This is a genomic window from Yokenella regensburgei (genome assembly GCF_051486985.1).
Classification (GTDB): Bacteria; Pseudomonadota; Gammaproteobacteria; order Enterobacterales; family Enterobacteriaceae; genus CBFFRJ01.
Window position 1 is genome coordinate 1 of record NZ_JAHVDV010000022.1, and the last position, 18,197, is coordinate 18,197.

Sequence of the window (18,197 nt, forward strand, 5' to 3'; positions counted from 1 at the left end):
AAGAAGCCCGCAGCGATATTTTTGATTACATCGAAATGTCTTATAACAGTAAGCGACGGCATGGTTCGAGCAATCAGATGTCACCGACAGAATATGAAAACCAGTATTATCAACGGCTCGGAAGTGTCTAGATTATCCGTGGCGATTCACGTTACCAGTAAAAAAGACACTATGATTTGGTCAATTAGGAATTGTCCAATGGCAGCTTGATTTACTACTATGATTAGTAGTCCTGCCGGATTTGTGTGATTCTTCACACAACAAGTTCGCTTTTATGCAGCCTATTTGCTGGGGCTATGTAGTTTATGAGCACGCATCTAATATAAATCAGACATTTTACCAGCAACCTGAAGTGCCTAGACACGTTTCGAAAGATACCGAATGGACTTTCCATATTGGGAGAAAGCGGTCAACATTGAAGCCAAGAGGTTTAACTAGCTCACCATCGGAGTCAATTGAAGTTTAGCCAGTGAGGGCTGCAATGTGCCAAAGGCAGACGTTCTTATATTCTAAAATCACAATACAGCCCCCTTATTACTGTACGCTGTACATCGTGACTCTGCTAAATGGATCTCTTAAGGAAAATGGTTGATTCAACGTATATCAGTAGTGCATTTCTCTTTTTATATGAAGAACTGCATCAGGTATAAGCCAGGAGGCAGGTACCGTCATCATAGCCAAGTATCTAAGCTAATTTTGAGGTTTTATGTTTGACTGGGAAGATTTACGCTATTTTTCAACCTTTGCCAGAACAGGCTCGCTGGCCTCTGCAGCTAAAAAACTGGGCGTGGATCATGCCACGGTGGCAAGGCGGATCGCGTCACTTGAAGCATCGTTTAATCTGAAGCTCGTTGACCGCAGGCCCCGATCTTATATCCTGACAGAAGATGGACGCCAGGTGGCCCGCTACGGCGAGCAAATGAGCGCGTCAGCCTATTCATTAGAGCGCTTTTCCGGGGCTGAACAAAATGTAGTGGAAGGTGATGTCATCATCGCTGCGCCCCATGTTTTCATTGGCAATCTCATTGCGCCGCATATCGGCAGTTTTTACAAACGGTATCCGCGTCTTCGTCTGAGCCTGACGGGAACCAAGGAACGACTTTCTCTCACCCGGCGTGAAGCCGATATTACCATTGGCATGGTACGGCCAGTCGAAGCGGCAGTGGTAGCAAGACTACTTGGCCGGGTAAAGTTTATGCTCTACGGCAGTGCCGAATATCTCGCATCAGGATGCGAGCTGAGCTTTATCGCTTACGATGAATCAGTAGCAGACACCCCGCAGCAGGCCTGGCTGAAAAAACAATGCGCCGGGCGACCTGTAGTTTTCTTCAGTAATGATCTCAGAATACAGGCTATTACGGCAGCAGGTCACGCCGGTATCGCCCTGCTGCCCGATTATCTGGCAAAGGAATACCACCTTGTACCTGTTGAACCCGGCGGTCCCGCTCTTACTCTGGATATCTGGCTGAGCGTTCACGAAGATGTGCGTCATGCAAGGCATATCAGCGCCGTGGTGGATTTCCTCATCAACTGTATTGAGCCTGCTTACGGCTTGTGAATATTTGCATAACTGAACTGAGCCTTTACGGAATATTGCACAACTATCCATCTGTCTATAATCGCGTCACCCTGATGGCGGATGAGAAAGATATCATTCGTTTTCTGTCTCACCCGATATGATTATTTATGTGTAACCCCGTAAAGGAAATCTTTTATGACCAGTAATATGTGTGAAAAAGTAGTTGTCATCACCGGTGCCAGCAGCGGTATCGGCGAAGCCACAGCTCGCCTTTTGAGCGCAGCAGGGGCCAGCGTAGTGCTGGGAGCACGCCGCCTGGACAAACTTACTGTTCTGGCTGATGAAATTAAGGCTACTGGTGGAAAAGCTGAAGTCGTACAGACAGATGTATCAAAACGTCAGGATGTAGAAGCCCTGGTGGCAAAAGCAGTTGATGTATATGGCCGAATAGATGTTTTGATTAATAACGCAGGTATTATGCCCAACTCCCGCCTGGATCAGTTGCAGGTCGATGACTGGGATCGTGCTATTGATATCAATCTGAAAGGCACACTTTACGGTATTGCTGCCGCGCTTCCCTTTATGAAAGAACAGAAAAGTGGTCACATCATTAATGTCGCCTCTACCGCAGGGCATCGTGTTCGTCCGACAACCGCCGTTTACTCAGCGACCAAATTTGCTGTGCGGGTTATTTCTGAAGGCCTGCGCATGGAGATGACCCCATACAACATTCGCAGCACCATTATTTCTCCGGGCCCCGTTGATACCGATTTGCCATCCAGCGTAACTGATACCGCAGTTGCCGAGCAGGTCAGAAAGATACATGAAATGGCTATTCCTGTTGAAACCCTCGCTGAAACAATCGCTTTTGCAATCAACCAGCCGGAAGCAGTCGATATTAATGAGATAGTTGTCCGCCCGACGGCCATGGAATGATCCTTTTGCATTGGCCATGTTTTCCTGCTCAGGGTATTAAGGGCTTAAACATTTAGCCCAGAAAAGGTCCGCTTTTCGCTCATAGCGGACCTTATAACCAACTGTTTGGTCCGCTCAGTGCCAGAAGCAGAAGTAAGAAATAATCAATAAGAGCAGATTTTGCAAATCTAAGGTAATTTAAAAAAATCAGACGCGGGCTGTAATGGTTCATGCACTCTCTGACAGTGCCAGACAGTGCTACATACATCAAGGATTTGAGACTTCACAAACACAGGTTAGAACCCTTTATTGCGGCTCCGATCGTTATTTAGGCAACGACCATAAAGTCCCCCACCTTTACTGGAAGAAAAGGACTTTTTAATGAGATTATTTGGGCGTCGGTACAAATAGTGATGCCAATGGGAGCCTCGCTCCCCCTTCGCCATAGGCAAGTCTTTCGTGGAGCCCAGGCTCTGAATCGCCTCTTTTTGCTGAGTAGCAAGGGTAACGCTGACCTGAACCGGAAAATTGTGATGGCGAGCCTAGAGCGAGGTCGCCGAGGCCTTATCTTTTGCATCCTCTGCTATCTTCGCGAGAGTGGTTGCAGCGTATTTTGCAATGAGGAGGGTCTCCGCTGCAGCGTGCGCTTCCTCCAGTACGAAATTGGAGGCACGCTCCACTGGGCATGTAGGATGATCCCGTGAGATGGGGGCAGCGAGAATAGTTCCCTCGGTTAGAGCAAGCTGAACGTCGAGCACCGTGACATGGTCGAGCGCCCGGGTAAGTCTCCAGCCTCCGCCCCTGCCGCCTTCGGACTCTACGATCCCATGATTACGCAACTTCCCAAGCGTGCGCCGCACAACGACAGGATTTGTGTTGAGCATCTGTGCAATTCGCTCTGACGTTTCCCTACCTCCCAATAGCCCCATGTGAACAAGGACATGCAGCATTCTGGCAAGACGACTATCGGTCTTCATCACGCACTCTTCCGCAACAATATGAGTTACACTATCTTGACTTTTAGCCTTTAGTGTAACATATACTGTTACACTAAAGAAAGAGCGCATATGCTACGCCGTAAATTTCTGATTTTTCACCGGGCGTGATTGCCTTTCTTTCAATTGCCCTGCCAACCAGTCAAGAGGCATCCATGATAGAGACCAGCATTCAGACCCGAACGATTAACATGAGCATCCTCGATGCCGGACAAGGCCCGTTAATTCTGCTTTGCCACGGCTTCCCTGAGACCAAATACTCCTGGCGACACCAGATTGATGCACTTGTTCAAGCCGGATACCGTGCTGTTGCGCCAGATATGAGAGGTTACGGTAATACGGATGCTCCAGAGCATGCGGATCAATACACAGTCTTTCACGCCGTTGGCGACTTGGTGGCACTCCTTGATGCGATAGGAGAGAAACAGGCTGTAGTTGTCGGCCATGATTGGGGTGCGACAATTGCGTGGCAAGCCGCGCTCCTGCGCCCCGATCGGTTCCGTGCTGTCGTCGCGCTCAGCGTGCCAATGATGGGACAGCCACCCGTGCCACCCTCTAAGGTTTTCCCGCAGACCGAAGAGGAGCTTTTCTACGCACTTTACTTCCAAGAACCAAATGTCGCAGAGGCGGAGTTCAGCCGGGACGTGAGCCTGACTCTCCACAAGATCATCTTCGCCGCAAGTGGCGAAGCCGGGCGGCGCGAGCCGGGCGATGGGACACCTAATCCATTCGGCATGGTCATGAAGAGCAACGGCTTGCTGGCAAACCTCCCGACACCGTCCGGGTTGCCGGAATGGCTACCCAACCGTGATTTCGATAAACTGGTCGCGGCGTTCGAATCTTCAGGCTTCACTGGCGGATTGAACTACTATCGCAATCTTGATCGCAACTGGGAACTGCAACAAACTCAAGCCGGTCAGAGCGTTACGGTGCCAGCCCTGTTCATGATCGGCGAGCGCGATACCGGACTTACCATCCCTGGTATGGATCAAATAATTGCTGACATGCCGAACCTGGTTTCCGACTTGCGCGGCTCCTACGTCATTCAGGAGGCAGGCCATTGGCTTCAGCAAGAGCGGCCAACCAAGATATCAGAGTTGACCATTAAGTTTTTGAGGGAGCTTTAAAACTCCTGGTGCGCATTTCCTACAGGCTGACTTCGGACGAACTCAACGGCCGATTGTCTGTTTTGAATTCTGACGTCCGCCTCTCGCTCAAAGCGGACTTCGCGCCGTTTCTTGCGGTCTGCTTCGTGCCAGGAGCGGACATTCGCACCATCAGTTCCCGCACCAGATTAAGCCGACTCAGCAATGCCGACGCTGCAGATACTGACAGACGTTATACCGTTTAAAGCGACGTTTCAGGTGTATCACCATGAGAGCTACAATTACCGCACTGCAATTATCGCGGCCCCCGGAAGACAACTGATGAATCGCCCGGGATGAATTCCATGAATGATGATAAAAACTGGCCGGAGAATATAGCCATGGAAAGCCAGGCAAGGTTGCGTCCCCGGACGCGAGTGTGACTCTGCCCGTCTGTCATATGATTCACAAGCGGCACCGACAGACCAAATCCACAACCCATTAAACCCCGCCTGCGATGTAGAACACTACATTATCAGCGAATGAAAATATGAGATGTCCGGCAGCGTAGCAGCTAAACGCCGTGTACAGAGTTCCGTACTCACGTAAGCGTGCTATAAGGCGCGGCATTATCGCCGCAGCCCCGACGGCAACCAGTGAGATAAACGACAAAAAGTATCCGGTTTCAGCCGCCCCAATAGCCATGCAGCTAAATACCTGCGGAATGATGATAATGCCGGTGAGGGAGCAAATCATGGACAATAGGGCTGCAAAAAGCACAGGCGCTAATTGAGCTGCGCCTACCGATTCGCTTTCTCAGGTGCTCTCATTCATGCTTTCTGTCCTGGGGGGTCAATGGTTGCGGCACAAACGCCAGCTGCATAGCCAGAAGAACCCAGGTAAAAAGATAAAGCAAAAACGACCACTGCCAGCCAAGGGTCGCAAGTAAACCGCCTATAAACAGGAAAATGACACCGCCCAACTCATTCGACATTCCCTGAGAAGCGATCATTTTCAGCCGAGCCTGACCGCTCCCCCAGGCAACTTGCTATCCACTCTACTCCTTAAACTCTTCCGCGCGATACGCCATTCCTACGACTCGGTGAAACCTGCCAATAATAGTGATTTGCATTTACTGATGTAAATAATTATCGTTTGCAATTATTTTTTACATTTGGCGTTACTTTTTTACCTATGGGTTCGGAGTCAGACAAGATGGACAAGCACACAGCCTGCGGAGAGCGTCAAGCTGCCGCGATAAAGCCGATGCGCGGATTCTCCCCGCTTTTAATCACACTCTGTACGCTGCTTCCCGGTGCCGTTAATGCGGCCGATACACTAAAGAGTACGCAGGAAGCGGAAAGCAGCGTGACCGGGGGGAGCTATCAGGATCAGGACCTGATGATTGTTACCGGCGAGAAGACGGCACGTTCGATACTGGATACCGGCTCCAGCGTGGAGGTCTTTGACAGCCGCCGCATCAATGCCCTTCCCGGGGCGGAGACCGTCGGCGACCTGATGCGCATGACTGCCAATACCGTGGATATCGGCATTGGTAACGATTTGCCCACCGTTCGTGGCGTAGACGGCTCCGGCCCGAGCACCGGCGCGGGGGCCTTTTTGAGCGGCACCCGCCCTCGCCTCGGCCTCTCGCTGGATGGCCGCTCCCTGACCTACAACGAACAGGCGTATGGCCCGCAGTCGCTGTGGGATATGGAGCGCGTCGAGATTTTTCGTGGGCCGCAGAGCTATATTCAGGGACGAAACGCCATCGCCGGTGCAGTGGTGATGACCTCAAAAGATCCGAACTATGAGTGGGAGAGCGCCTTTAAGGGCGGGCTGGGCAATCAGCACTCCTCAGAGCTGGCCGCGATGGCGACCGGGCCGCTGATTGAGGACCAGCTCGCGTTCCGCGTCAGTGTTGACCGCCAGCGCCGCCGCAGCGATGTCGATCTGCCCTCCTACGATCCGGTCGGTAATCCGGACGAGGTGCAGACCACCAGCGCTCGCGCCAAGCTGCTGTTTAACCCGGCAGGACTGCGCGACGTTACCAGCAAGTTCACCTTTAACCACTCGGACAGCGGCGCACCGCAGAATGAGAGCGATAACCCGCTGCCGCACCCGACCAATGCGCGTTATGACTGGCGTCGGCCGGTGTTTAAGAGCAACGTCAACAGCGGCATCTGGGATCTTGCCTGGGAAGCCAGAGACGATCTGACCCTGGAGAACCGGCTGATCTACACCGGTTTCCACATCAACCGCTACGTGGCGACCGGCCTGCCGCGAGCAGAGATCAAGGGTCATGAGGTACATGTTGAGCCGGTAGCGCATTTCGGTACCGCAGAGAGCATCCTGCACGGGCTGGCTGGCGTGCGCTACTTCGATGCCTCACAGGATGAGTATGTCCACATCTTTGGCGGCTCCACCTTTACGGATGACACCCGCACCAGCGCGGCCTATGGCGAGCTGACCTGGGCCGCCACGCCGCAGGTGGATATCACCGCGTCGAGCCGCGTCGAGCAGGAGCATCGCCGTCGGGTGGGTGGCAGCAACAGCGTGCGTATCGATCTCGATGAGACCTACAACGTCTTCCTGCCCAAACTGGACGTGGCGTGGAAGCCTGAGGCAAATCAGACCTACGGAGCGCGTATCGCCCGGGGCTACAACGCCGGGGGAGCCGGGATCACCCTCAGCGCGCCGATCACCAGCTATACCTACGATCCGGAGTATGTTTGGAACTACGAGCTCTACACCCGTCACCAGCTCGACGATGCCAATCTGGTGCTGACCGGAAACCTTTTCTATAACGACTACAAAGATATGCAGCTCCCCTACTATCTTGCTAGCAACTCGACGGCGATCCGCAACGCCGATAAGGTCGAGACCTGGGGCGCAGAGGTCGGCGCAACCTGGACCCCGCGATGGGATTTGGAGCTGTTCACTAACGTTGGCCTGCTGAAGACGCGCATCTCCGACTTTGGCGGCAGCGGCGTAGAGGGTAACGATCTGGCGCGTGCCCCGGCCTGGACCTCCAACGTTGGGGCCAGCTGGCAGCTGATGAGTGGTCTCGAGCTGAGCGGCAACGTCGCTTACTCCGGCTCCTACTACTCGGCATACGATAACGATTCGCGCGGACGCATCGGCGCTTACTGGACGGCCAACGCCCAGCTGGCTTACACCTTCCTCTATGGCCGCGCGACGCTGTTCGCTCAAAATCTTTTCGACTCCGATCATAAAGTGATGATTAGCGGTAACGACGTTTACAGTGCTATTCGTCAGCGCTCGCGCCTCGTAGGGGCCTCTATCGAACTGGATTTCTGATCCCCCGGACAACAGGATAATAATGATGTCTCTGACTCACTTCCCCGCCCGCTCGCTGACCTCCTTGCTGGTAGTCGCCACCGTCAGCCTGAGCGCGGCGACCCAGGCCGAGAGCACGGCTATTCGCCCCGACGCCATGAAGCGTGAAGCGCTGGCCCCGACGCTGGTTGAAATGGCCTGGAGCGCAAAACAGCAGGCGATATTTGTCAGCGCCCCGGACTGGAAAGAGGAGGCGCAGTCAAAGGTGCTGCGCCTCGATCCACGGACCCTGACGATTGAGGCCGCCATCCCGCTGGCGGTAAAGGGCTTCGGCGTCGCGCTGGACGATAGCCGCAACCGCCTCTATCTCACCGAAGGCTTTAACGGCGCGGTGGGGGTTGTGGATACCGCCGGCAACCGCAGCATCGGCCAGATCCCGGTTCAGGAGAAGGTGAACCTTGAGGCGGCCTACCGCAAAGCGGGCATCAGCGGCGCGCGACTCGACTATCTGCTGGCGGAGCTGAAACGCTTTAAGATCGTCGACGACTACCTCTACAAGGTGCGTGAGGCGACGTTCGACCCGCAGACCGGGCGTCTGTTCCTACCCGGCCTGGGCTATGGCGTTGACAGCGTCCTGTTCGTAGTGGACACCCGCAGCGGCAGGCTGGAAAAGACCCTGCCGGGCTTTGGCTTCTACGCCACCGGGGTGGCGATCGATAAGAACGGTCGTCGGGTGTTTGTCTCCAATATGCAGGGTCAGCTGATGACGGTGAATGCTGACACCCTGACGCTTGAGAGCACGAAAGAGATTCAGGCGGATCAGCTGTTGAACCTAGTCTACGATCCCGCCAGCAATCGGCTGCTGGGGGTCGACCAGGGCATCGATCGCGATAAGCCGCGCAATAACTATCTGCAGCAGCGCTATACCCGGCGCAGCAGCGGCCACCGCCTGTTCGCGCTTAATGCAGACAGCGGTGAGGTGCTGACCAGCGAGGCGACCGACGAGGTGCCGATCGGCCTGCTGCTGGATGAGCGTACCCGGCGGATCTTCGTCACTAACCGTAACGGCGTGCGCGTTGCGGAGGGCAAAGGCACGCTGACGGTTTTTGATGCTGCTACCCTGAAACACTTGCAAACTGTCGACCTGCCGCCGCACCCCAACAGCCTCGCGCTGGATCCAGCCTCAAACGTCCTGTTTGTCACGGTAAAAAATGACGGCGATGCGACAAAAAGCGGCAACCCCGAGAGCGTGGTGCGCATTCAGCAGTAGCTGGTTTACGATCCCCGGCCGCGCTTCGCCTGTCGGGGCTAGTGCGAAACCGGTTTCAAACGAAAAACACTCATTCAATTACTCATAAAAAAGTACATCAGAATGGCCACTATTAGAGATTATAATAATATCCAGCTCAATATTCGAGCAAAAGAAGCGCAGCGGGTCCTGATTAATACTGCCGCTGAGATTCTCCATAAATCACGTACCGATTTTATCCTGGAGATGGCCTGCCAGGCCGCTGAGGACGTTATTCTTGTCCGCCGTATGTTCAATCTTAACGATGAACAGTACGCCGAATTTATCGACATGCTGGATGCCCCGGTGACAGCTAATCCTGCGATAGACAAACTTCTGGCGAGAAAACCGCACTGGGAAAAGTAACGGCGCCGGTACCACTCAGTCCGACACACATTCTTGCTGAGTTTCATTGTGGTGAAGCTGCACTGGACGAATGGATAAAGCAGCAGGGACTGAAAAACCAGTCCATGGGTGCAGCCAGAACATTTGTGGTTTGACGGGAAAACTCTTCTCAGGTGGCTGGGTTCTACTCTCTCGCAACCGGCAGCGTCACCCATGCTATTGCACCGGGGAGCCTGCGAAGGAATATGCCCGAGCCGGTCGCCGTCATCATTCTGGCACGGCTTGCCGTTGATACGTATTAACATAGCAAAGGCATGGGTGCTGATTTACTTCATGGCACCGTCTTACGTTGCTGCCGGTGGCTGAGAACATTAGTGTGGGGGCAATATGGTTCATGCACTCTCTGACTGCGCCAGGCAGTTCTACATACATCACGGATTTATCCCCTCACAAACAAAGGAGAGAACGCTTTTCCTGAGGTTGCCGAACATTACTTAGGAAACAACCATAAAATCACGTCCTACTTTCCTGCAAGCAAAGGACCAAACATCAAAGACCAGGAGAACATTATGCGGCCCTTCATCACCCAGGACGAAATCGAGATGCTCAAACGCGATCTGGATATGCTGGGAGAGCAAAACCTTGTAGGCATCGAAGTATATGAAGCGCTCCACTTACTGGAAATTCGCCGCCAGACTGCCAAGCTTGAGTTAATTAAACGGGCACTGGAAAATAAAGAGTAATTACGCAAAACCCGGATGAGTGGCCAGGACTTTAGATTGTCAGCGAAGCTAATAAAGAGTCACCAGAACCACTTTTTTGCGCGTATACCTCAAAGTATGTGCAGTTCTGCTCAGCACATTGCCTGGTGCGATTGCTATAATCTGACTGTCCGCTTTGTGCCAAAAGCGGACTTTGATGCAACTGGTTTACGTTAGTCAACAATAAAAAGTTTTGCACCTGTAGTGGTGCTTGACTGATGTTGCTCAGCGTTATCGCCAACCTGATAACTCATCCCTGCCTTCAGGATGAATTTTCGCCCATCATCAAGTATTGTTTCTAATTCACCTTCCAGGCAAAAAAGGATGTGTCCTTTTTGACACCAATGATCCGCAACGTAGCCAGGCGTATATTCAACCATCCGTACACGGATTTTATTGGGCTCGTTACCAAAGAACTGTGTACGCCAATAAGCGGTGCCAGTCTCTCCAGGATGCTCTGTTCTTTCGACTTCATTCCAGTTTGATGTACCAAAAGCAAATGCGTTCATCTTCATTCTATTACCCTCCTTGTGAATAAGAATTTCATCCCCGGATCAAAACAGGATTGCCGCTGCGGGGATAACGTTCACGCCCGGTAAATTAATTTTCGAATAGAATTTTTACAACCGGCGACCCGATTAAAACAATCAGCATCAGGGTTAACGCCGTCCATACCGGCAGGGGCAAATATCGTTTCAGTGTAAAACCAATTAGCATGCTGCCAGCCAGTAGCGAACTGCCATAAAGAAACACAAAACGCGGCGAGGTCAGCTCTGCCGTGCTGGAAAAATGAAATGAAAATATCTGCGCTACAAACATGACGACCAGCGGTAATGCCCAATAAAAATTCAGTTTCATAACCCTTTTCCTTTCCTTGTTTTCAACTGTCAATGTAATCATTACAGTTTGTTACCTGACGTCTAGCCTTTGGTGACGTTAGCATTTCTCAGTATCCTTGAAAACAATACCAATGTCTGATTTTTGCTCTTAGCAGACGTTCATCTGATTCTGCCCGCTTTGTGCCAGGAGCGGACGTTGCATAAAATCCTGCCCTGTTAAAGGGCGTAACAGCCCGGCCACCGCTCTCTGAAAATCAGGGCAACACCGGCCTGTTATGGACAACAGTTTTCATCACCAGGGTTGAGGTAAGACGCTGAACGCCAGGCAGTGCGGAAAGATTAAGATCATAAAGACGCTGAAAGCTTTCCATGTCCCGTGTCAGAACGTGCAACATATAATCCGGGTTACCAAACAGCCGCTGCGCGGTTATCACTTCCGGGACGTCAACCACCGCCTCCTCAAAGCTGCTCACCGCCTTACGATCTGCCTTTTCAAGCGACACAAAAACGATCACTGAAAAGCTCAGTCCGAGTTTGCTGGTATCCACCTGAGCACGGTATCCGCTGATGATGCCCGACTCTTCCAGGCTTTTTACGCGCCGGTGGCAGGGCGAAAGGCTGAGTCCTACCTTTTCGGCCAGCTCAGTCAGGGACAGCCGCCCGTCTGCCTGGAGTTCAGCAATGATTTTTTTATCTGTTCTGTCCACTCTCTTCCGCCTTTTTCGTCAATCACCAGAGCCGTTAATCCTTTTGAATGTATCAGAGGGAATTATTTCCAGTAAACCCAAAATATAAGCAAACATCTTCCAATATATAAGGCATTACCGGCTAATCAGGAAAGTTTTGCCCCTGCGCAGTTGATAAAATCGTAGGCGGTTTTAACTGATTAAAAAGGTGATGAAGTGGATTACAGTTTGCTCGCAGCGTTCTGGATTGTGTCATTTTCCCTGGTCATGACACCCGGAGCGGACTGGGCCTATGCTATCTCCTCAGGCATGCGCAACAGAATGTTGTTTCCTGCGGTCTCCGGCATGCTGCTCGGGTATGTCGTCATAACGTTTATCGTCGCGGCCGGTGTCGGTGCGCTGGTCGCCAGCGCGCCGGTAATACTGACGGTGCTTACCTACGCCGGGGCAGCCTATCTGCTTTGGCTGGGAGTGGGCGTCCTGCGTAATCCCCCGGTTCCCTCTGTCGGAAATTTTAATGAAACGGTAAACGGGTTCCGTACGCTGATGAAAGGGTTTGGCATCAGCGGGATGAACCCGAAAGCACTGCTGCTTTTCCTGGCACTTCTGCCGCAATTTACCAGCCGGGACGCGAACTGGTCTGTTGGTGTGCAAATTTTCTGTATGGGGCTGGTACAGATCATCAACTGCGCGATTGTCTACAGTGCGGTCGGGCTGGGTTCGAAAGCGATTCTGCGCACGCGTCCGGCGGCGGCGCGGCGGGTCAGCCAGTTCTCGGGCGTAGCCATGATGGCCATCGCCTTCCTGCTCATCGGTGAGCAGCTCTACACATCCTTCAGGTAACGACAGCAGGCCATGCCGCGCCCGGCTTCTGCCCCTTAAAGCCCCGGCATCGGTAACAGTAAAAAATCGGGCTGACCGCGATGCGGAACCGGCCCCCTCAAACATATCATTGGCATATAGATGAACACATTTCGTATCAGCGACATTGTTATCCTGGGTTTCATGAATTTTGCCCTGTTCGTCGGCGCCGGCAATATCATTTTCCCGCCATTCATCGGTCTGCAGGCGGGAACGGCGGTCTGGACGGCGGCCGCCGGATTCCTGCTGACGGGCGTCGGTCTTCCGGTTTTGACGGCCATTGCGATGGCAAAGGCAGGCGGTGCCTTATCAGCCGTTACCCGCCCGGTGGGCAGGGTATGTGGTTTAATGCTGGCCGTAATCTGTTACCTGTGTATCGGGCCGTTCTTTGCCACGCCCCGCACCGCTACGGTTTCCTACGAAATCGCCATTCAGTCTTTTACCGGCAGCGCGCGCTGGTTACCGGTCTGGAGCGTGGTTTATTTCGGTATTGTTATCCTGGTTTCACTGCACCCTGGCAGGCTACTGGATACGGTTGGCCGGTTTCTCTCCCCGGTTAAGATCCTGGCTCTGATTGTCCTTGCCGCGGCGGCATTGGCATATCCTGCAGGCCAGCCCCGCGCCCCTGAAGGGGCTTACGCGACCGCCGCGTTTTCACAGGGACTGACCAGCGGCTATCTGACCATGGATACGATGGCATCCCTGGCTTTCGGCCTCGTTATCGTTAACGCAATTCGTTCCCGGGGTGTGACGTCAGCACGCCTCATTACGCGCTACGCCGTCCTGTCTGGCCTGATTGCGGGCATCGGCCTGGCGCTGGTTTACCTGAGTCTTTTCCGGCTTGGCACTGGCAGCACGGGGCTGACCGTAAGCGCCACCAACGGGGCGCAGGTGCTCAGCGCCTACGTACACCATGTCTTTGGCGCAGGCGGAGATGTGTTCCTGGGCGCGCTCATTACGCTGGCCTGCCTGGTCACCGCCATTGGCCTGACCTGCGCCTGCGCTGCCTGGTTCAGTTCCGTGACCCGTATCAGCTATCGTGCTTATGCCTGGTTCTTCGCTGCGTTCTCCATGCTGGTTTCCAATATGGGCCTGACGCAGCTTATCGCTTTCTCGGTGCCGGCGCTGACGGCGGTGTATCCGGTCTTTATCGTACTCGTCCTGACTTACTTCATCCGGACACGTTTTTACTCTCATACCCGTGTCATCGCGCCCGCCGCGCTGGTATCCTTTGTGTTCGGCATTGCTGACGCGCTTTCTTCGGCCGGCATCAGTGTGTGGCCCTTTAGGCTGGTGCAGTATCTTCCCCTTCATAACCAGGGGCTCGCCTGGGTGCTGCCTTCTCTTGTGGTTTTGATCGCGGCGGCGGCCGCCGAGCGCTGGCGTTCACCTTCATCCGTGGCTGAAAAGGGATAGCGGCAATGACAGAGCTTAACGTCGCGCGGCAGAAGGTAACGGGCGCAGTGCTTTTGCCTTGCCTGATGGCGGTGTTCTTTATCGTCTTTAGCGGGCTGGAAAATGCCCTCTGGCGCACCGGAAAAAGCTATCCGGCTGCGCTGGCCCGGACGAGATACGTTGATGACATTCGTCTGCTGACGCTGCAGGCTGCGCGGGAAATATGCCGTCTGCCATTGACGCAGCCTGAGTTAGTTAAAAAACGCAACGGCATCTATCTGCGATGTGGCACACCCTGGTTTGAGGGTGTATACCGGATAACTTACTGACATTGCCCCTCCGGGCGGGCATGTCCGGCGGGGAAAGGAACAGTATGAAACAGGCCATTTCGCCTGTCTGGAACATGAGGAGCGGCAAATGAAAGCAGGTATTCTTGGCGTGGGTGAGCTGACGGAGAAAGTTGTGGCGGGTCTCTACCGAAAAGGCGCTACAGCTGAAGTTGTACTGTCACCCAGGAATGCAGGGCGCGCCGACAGGCTACGGGAAACCTTCGGTTGTCGCGTGGCGGTAAACAATCAGTCAGTCGCTGAGGAAGCTGACATACTGATTGTGGGCGTCCGGCCCGATGCGCTGAAACACCTGGCGTCAGAAATAAGGCTGCGTCCTCATCAGTTGCTGGTTTCGCTTGTAGCCGGTGTCAGCTCGGCACAACTGCAGACGCTGTTCAGCCATCAACGTGTGGTGAGAATGATGCTAACTTATGCCGCCGAAATTAACCGGACCACGGTTGTGCTGACAGCCTGTGAAGACAACATCCGGTCGTATTTTTCTGCTCTCGGTAACGTAACCGTTCTGGAAAACGAAGACTGGTTTGAGCTGGCGACGGTCAGCATGTGCATGAACGGCTGGCTTTACGGCCTCGCTGACGGCCTGCAGGGCTGGTTGGTGGAAAAAGGCATGCCTCAGCATCATGCACGCGCCCTTGTGCTCGGTGCTATGCGCGACTGTGCCGATTATGGAATCCACAACGCCAGCGCGCCCCTTGAGACTATGCTTCAGGCCATCGCCAACGAAGGAACATTTACCGCGCAGGGACTCGATATCCTTCATGAGCAGCATAGTCTGCAGCCATGGGTAACGGCGGCCGATGCGGTCGTTCAATCTCTACGTGCCGAAAAGCAGGCATGCAAGAAGTAACCCCTCCCGGAGGCGAGGCGACTGAAATGTGGAGGCGCGAAATGCTGAGTGTCCACTTCTCGCTCAAAGCAGACCTAGCAGCGCTACAGGCAGTCCGCTCCGTGCCAAAAGCGGACATCTGAACAGAACTAAACTTCAAGTCCCGTATGCATTCTATCAACCCTGTTGAAAATGACCGGCAACATCCGGTAAAAGGAAGCGAAACGGAGCCGATTTAAACCGATGACAGCGTGCTTTGCGGGCATTTTTCATCCTCCGCGCATTGACCCCATTTACGCTTCGTGTACAGTAAAAAGGCTTTTTGCTGGGACAGCTCTGACTGTGATCTGCCCGGCGGGCATTCGTGACCAGCGCTGAAAGCCTGTACAGCCGGTCTTTCTGGTTCCTTAAGGTGCATAAATGCCTGTAAAGGAGTTAAAAAAATTATCATGCGTATTACGCCACCCTGAGTCGTACCCCTCTCTGTCGCACTGAGTAACCTCAGTCGCGCACTCAAAAACATCCCGTCTGCGGATGTGCTTTTTCGTACATAAATTTTGCCCTCACGGGCTGACTGCATTCAAAAACTGAGAAACTACTATGTTGCTGTCCTCGACGCGTAAGGACTGGCTGGGTAACGTCCGTGGTGACGTCCTCGCCGGTATTGTGGTCGCGCTCGCGCTTATTCCGGAAGCGATCGCCTTTTCCATCATCGCTGGCGTAGATCCGCAGGTCGGTCTCTATTCCGCTTTCTGTATCCCCATCGTTATAGCCTTCTTTGGTGGCCGCACGGCGATGATTTCCTCTTCCACCGGTGCGATGGCGCTGCTGATGGTCACGCTGGTGAAAGACCATGGGTTGCAGTATTTACTCGCCGCCTCCGTACTGACCGGCATGTTCCAGCTGATTGCTGGCTACCTGAAGCTCGGCAGCCTGATGCGCTACGTGTCGCGCTCGGTGGTAACCGGCTTCGTGAATGCGCTGGCGATACTGATATTCATGGCGCAGCTGCCGGAACTCACCAACGTCACCTGGCACGTATATGTTCTTACCGCTGCCGGCCTTGGTATCATATATCTCTTCCCGTACCTGAATAAAACCATCCCCTCACCCCTGGTCTGCATCATCGTGCTGACCGCCATTTCCATGTGGCTGCACCTTGACGTGCGCACCGTGGGCGATATGGGCAAATTGCCGGACAGCCTACCGGTATTCCTCATTCCTGACATCCCGCTTAACCTCGACACGCTGCTGATTATTTTGCCGTATTCCGCCGGGCTTGCCGTGGTGGGGCTGCTGGAGTCGATGATGACCGCTACCATCGTGGACGACATGACCGACACGCCGAGCGACAAGAACCGCGAGTGCAAGGCGCAGGGTATTGCCAATATCTGCACCTCGTTCATCGGCGGCATGGCGGGTTGCGCCATGATTGGCCAGTCGGTGATTAACGTGAAGTCCGGCGGACGCGGGCGTCTTTCCACGCTGACCGCCGGCGTGGTGCTGCTCTGTCTCATTATCTTCCTGCGCCAGTGGGTTTCACAGATACCGATGGCGGCGCTGGTTGCGGTGATGATTATGGTCTCCATAGGTACCTTCTCCTGGCGCTCCATCAGCAACCTGCGATCCCATCCTCTGTCAACCAGTGTGGTGATGCTGGCAACCGTGGTGGTGGTGGTGGCCACGCATAACCTGGCATTTGGCGTGCTGACCGGCGTGCTGATTGCCTCGCTGAACTTCGCCACCAAGGTCGCCCGCTTCATGGCAGTTTCCTCTGAGCTGAAGGGCGATACTCGTACTTACACCGTGACCGGCCAGGTCTTCTTTGCCTCGTCTGACCGGTTTACCAGCCACTTCGACTTCCGCGAGGCGCTGGATCGCGTGGTGATCGACGTGACGCACGCCCACTTCTGGGACATTACGTCGGTCAGCGCGCTGGACCGCATCGTGATCAAGTTCCGCCGCGAGGGCACGGAGGTGGAAATCAGGGGTATGAACGACGCAACCCGGACCCTCGTTGACCGCTTTGGCGTGCATGACAAACCCGAAGAAGTTGAGAAGCTGATGGGCGGCCATTAATTCACAGGAGAATTCAACATGAATAACACCGTTATTGCCTGCGTGGACGGCTCGCCGTCAACCCGCCCGGTCTGTGAGTATGCGGCTTGGGCGGCCGGTAAGCTGGACGTGCCGCTTGCCCTGATGCACGTGCTGGAAAAAAATGATCCTCCCGCCGTGTCCGACCTGACCGGCACCATTGGCATCGACAGCCGGGAGCAGCTGACTGAAGAGCTAGTCCGCCTCGAAGGCGAGCGCAGTCGCCTGCTGATGGCACAGGGAAAGGCCGTGCTGACTGATTGTGCGGCGCTGCTGAAGCAGGCCGGACAGCCGGAGGCCCGGCTGATGCAAAAGCACGGCGCGCTGGATGAGATCCTGGCAGAGCTGGGCGGTATCCGCCTGATGGTGCTGGGCCGCAGAGGCTCCCGGAATCCGGTTGGCAGTCACCTGGAAAGCGTCATCCGGTTGCAGAAGCGGCCGGTGCTGGTCGTGCCGGAAACCTTTTCGACGCCGTCACGGGTCATGTTTGCGTATGACGGCAGTGAGGCGAGCCGGGAAAACCTGATGCGCCTGACCGTTAGCCCGCTGCTGAGCGGCCTGACCTGTCATCTGGTCATGGTTAACGGCGAAGCGTCGACGCTGCAGGATGCGCAAGCGATCCTGCAGGATGCTGGGATCGTCACGGCAGCCCAGCTACTGAAGGATAAATCTGTCACCGGCGCGTTATGCCGGTATGCCGATGAGAATGGCATCGACCTGACGGTGATGGGGGCTTATGGCCATTCACAGCTGCGCCGGTTCTTTATCGGCAGCCACACCACAGAGATGCTGTCAGAAAGTCGTCAGGCTCTGCTGATGCTGCGATGAAGCGCACGGGCCTGGCTTTCAGGCCCGTTATCCGAACGTCCGCTCCTCGCTCAAAGCGGACCGTGAACCGGTCTATAAATTTCTGCCATATCGTGAAGTCCAGTATT

19 protein-coding genes and 2 pseudogenes are annotated in these 18,197 nt (G+C 54.2%); 16 read left to right on the forward strand and 5 right to left on the reverse strand.

Features of this window, described 5'->3' with window-relative positions:
- The 4 genes and pseudogenes from KXR87_RS15445 to KXR87_RS15460 all read left to right on the forward strand — a co-directional run.
- Window positions 1–131: IS3 family transposase (locus tag KXR87_RS15445; protein WP_437432379.1), on the forward strand; the 131-nt coding region annotated here is incomplete at its 5' end.
- Window positions 132–706: 575 nt separating this feature from the next.
- A complete protein-coding gene (locus KXR87_RS15450; RefSeq protein ID WP_437433114.1) occupies window positions 707–1,558 on the forward strand; it encodes a LysR family transcriptional regulator in 852 nt (283 codons plus the stop codon).
- A 156-nt stretch (window positions 1,559–1,714) separates the two neighbouring features.
- Window positions 1,715–2,455, forward strand: coding sequence for an SDR family oxidoreductase (locus KXR87_RS15455; RefSeq protein ID WP_437433115.1), 741 nt, complete (start codon window positions 1,715–1,717; stop codon window positions 2,453–2,455).
- Window positions 2,456–2,648: 193 nt separating this feature from the next.
- A pseudogene (locus KXR87_RS15460) lies at window positions 2,649–2,816 on the forward strand (hypothetical protein); the annotation flags it as partial.
- A 160-nt stretch (window positions 2,817–2,976) separates the two neighbouring features.
- Here KXR87_RS15460 and KXR87_RS15465 read toward each other — a convergent pair.
- The gene (locus KXR87_RS15465; protein WP_437433116.1) at window positions 2,977–3,501 is read right to left on the reverse strand and encodes an RrF2 family transcriptional regulator; all 525 of its coding nucleotides are present in this window, start codon (window positions 3,499–3,501) and stop codon (window positions 2,977–2,979) included.
- Between the two features lie 83 nt (window positions 3,502–3,584).
- On the opposite strand from KXR87_RS15465, the gene KXR87_RS15470 reads away from it, so the two are divergent.
- On the forward strand, window positions 3,585–4,556 hold the full coding sequence (locus tag KXR87_RS15470) for an alpha/beta fold hydrolase (RefSeq protein ID WP_437433117.1): 972 nt from the start codon (window positions 3,585–3,587) through the stop codon (window positions 4,554–4,556).
- A 784-nt stretch (window positions 4,557–5,340) separates the two neighbouring features.
- Here KXR87_RS15470 and KXR87_RS15475 read toward each other — a convergent pair.
- Window positions 5,341–5,526 carry a hypothetical protein gene (locus KXR87_RS15475; protein WP_437433118.1) on the reverse strand — a complete coding sequence of 62 codons (186 nt, stop codon included), beginning with the start codon at window positions 5,524–5,526 and terminating at the stop codon, window positions 5,341–5,343.
- 203 nt (window positions 5,527–5,729) lie between these two features.
- Between KXR87_RS15475 and KXR87_RS15480 the strand changes: the two genes are divergently transcribed.
- From KXR87_RS15480 to KXR87_RS15500, 5 genes and pseudogenes are all read left to right on the forward strand, one after another.
- A complete protein-coding gene (locus KXR87_RS15480; protein ID WP_437433119.1) occupies window positions 5,730–7,835 on the forward strand; it encodes a TonB-dependent receptor in 2,106 nt (701 codons plus the stop codon).
- A gap of 25 nt (window positions 7,836–7,860) precedes the next feature.
- On the forward strand, window positions 7,861–9,084 hold the full coding sequence (locus tag KXR87_RS15485) for a YncE family protein (protein ID WP_437433185.1): 1,224 nt from the start codon (window positions 7,861–7,863) through the stop codon (window positions 9,082–9,084).
- Window positions 9,085–9,186: 102 nt separating this feature from the next.
- Window positions 9,187–9,468 (forward strand): DUF1778 domain-containing protein, encoded by a 282-nt coding sequence (locus KXR87_RS15490; protein WP_437433120.1) that lies wholly within the window; start codon window positions 9,187–9,189, stop codon window positions 9,466–9,468.
- Window positions 9,456–9,945, forward strand: a pseudogene (locus KXR87_RS15495) (GNAT family N-acetyltransferase). Before KXR87_RS15490 ends, KXR87_RS15495 begins: the two are co-directional and overlap by 13 nt.
- Before the next feature lie 71 nt (window positions 9,946–10,016).
- Window positions 10,017–10,190: a hypothetical protein gene (locus KXR87_RS15500; protein ID WP_437433121.1), complete on the forward strand. Its 174-nt coding sequence runs from the start codon at window positions 10,017–10,019 to the stop codon at window positions 10,188–10,190.
- A 191-nt stretch (window positions 10,191–10,381) separates the two neighbouring features.
- On the opposite strand, the gene KXR87_RS15505 is transcribed toward KXR87_RS15500, so the two are convergent.
- From KXR87_RS15505 to KXR87_RS15515, 3 genes are all read right to left on the reverse strand, one after another.
- The gene (locus KXR87_RS15505; protein WP_437433122.1) at window positions 10,382–10,723 is read right to left on the reverse strand and encodes a DHCW motif cupin fold protein; all 342 of its coding nucleotides are present in this window, start codon (window positions 10,721–10,723) and stop codon (window positions 10,382–10,384) included.
- A gap of 85 nt (window positions 10,724–10,808) precedes the next feature.
- Window positions 10,809–11,108 (reverse strand): hypothetical protein, encoded by a 300-nt coding sequence (locus KXR87_RS15510; RefSeq protein WP_437433123.1) that lies wholly within the window; start codon window positions 11,106–11,108, stop codon window positions 10,809–10,811.
- Between the two features lie 193 nt (window positions 11,109–11,301).
- A complete protein-coding gene (locus KXR87_RS15515; RefSeq protein WP_437433124.1) occupies window positions 11,302–11,754 on the reverse strand; it encodes an Lrp/AsnC family transcriptional regulator in 453 nt (150 codons plus the stop codon).
- Window positions 11,755–11,949: 195 nt separating this feature from the next.
- Here KXR87_RS15515 and KXR87_RS15520 point away from each other — a divergent pair, with 195 nt between their 5' ends.
- The 6 genes from KXR87_RS15520 (at window position 11,950) to KXR87_RS15545 (ending at window position 18,090) form a co-directional block, all read left to right on the forward strand.
- Entirely contained in the window at window positions 11,950–12,576 is a 627-nt protein-coding gene (locus KXR87_RS15520; protein ID WP_437433125.1) for a LysE family translocator, read from the forward strand.
- Between the two features lie 120 nt (window positions 12,577–12,696).
- The gene (brnQ, locus tag KXR87_RS15525) at window positions 12,697–14,010 is read left to right on the forward strand and encodes a branched-chain amino acid transport system II carrier protein (protein WP_437433126.1); all 1,314 of its coding nucleotides are present in this window, start codon (window positions 12,697–12,699) and stop codon (window positions 14,008–14,010) included.
- Between the two features lie 5 nt (window positions 14,011–14,015).
- Window positions 14,016–14,318: a hypothetical protein gene (locus KXR87_RS15530; protein WP_437433127.1), complete on the forward strand. Its 303-nt coding sequence runs from the start codon at window positions 14,016–14,018 to the stop codon at window positions 14,316–14,318.
- An 88-nt stretch (window positions 14,319–14,406) separates the two neighbouring features.
- Window positions 14,407–15,186, forward strand: coding sequence for an NAD(P)-binding domain-containing protein (locus tag KXR87_RS15535; RefSeq protein WP_437433128.1), 780 nt, complete (start codon window positions 14,407–14,409; stop codon window positions 15,184–15,186).
- A gap of 579 nt (window positions 15,187–15,765) precedes the next feature.
- Window positions 15,766–17,244, forward strand: a complete 1,479-nt coding sequence (locus KXR87_RS15540) for a SulP family inorganic anion transporter (RefSeq protein WP_437433129.1) — start codon at window positions 15,766–15,768, stop codon at window positions 17,242–17,244.
- An 18-nt stretch (window positions 17,245–17,262) separates the two neighbouring features.
- Entirely contained in the window at window positions 17,263–18,090 is an 828-nt protein-coding gene (locus tag KXR87_RS15545) for a universal stress protein (protein WP_437433130.1), read from the forward strand.
- Window positions 18,091–18,197 lie beyond the last annotated feature (107 nt).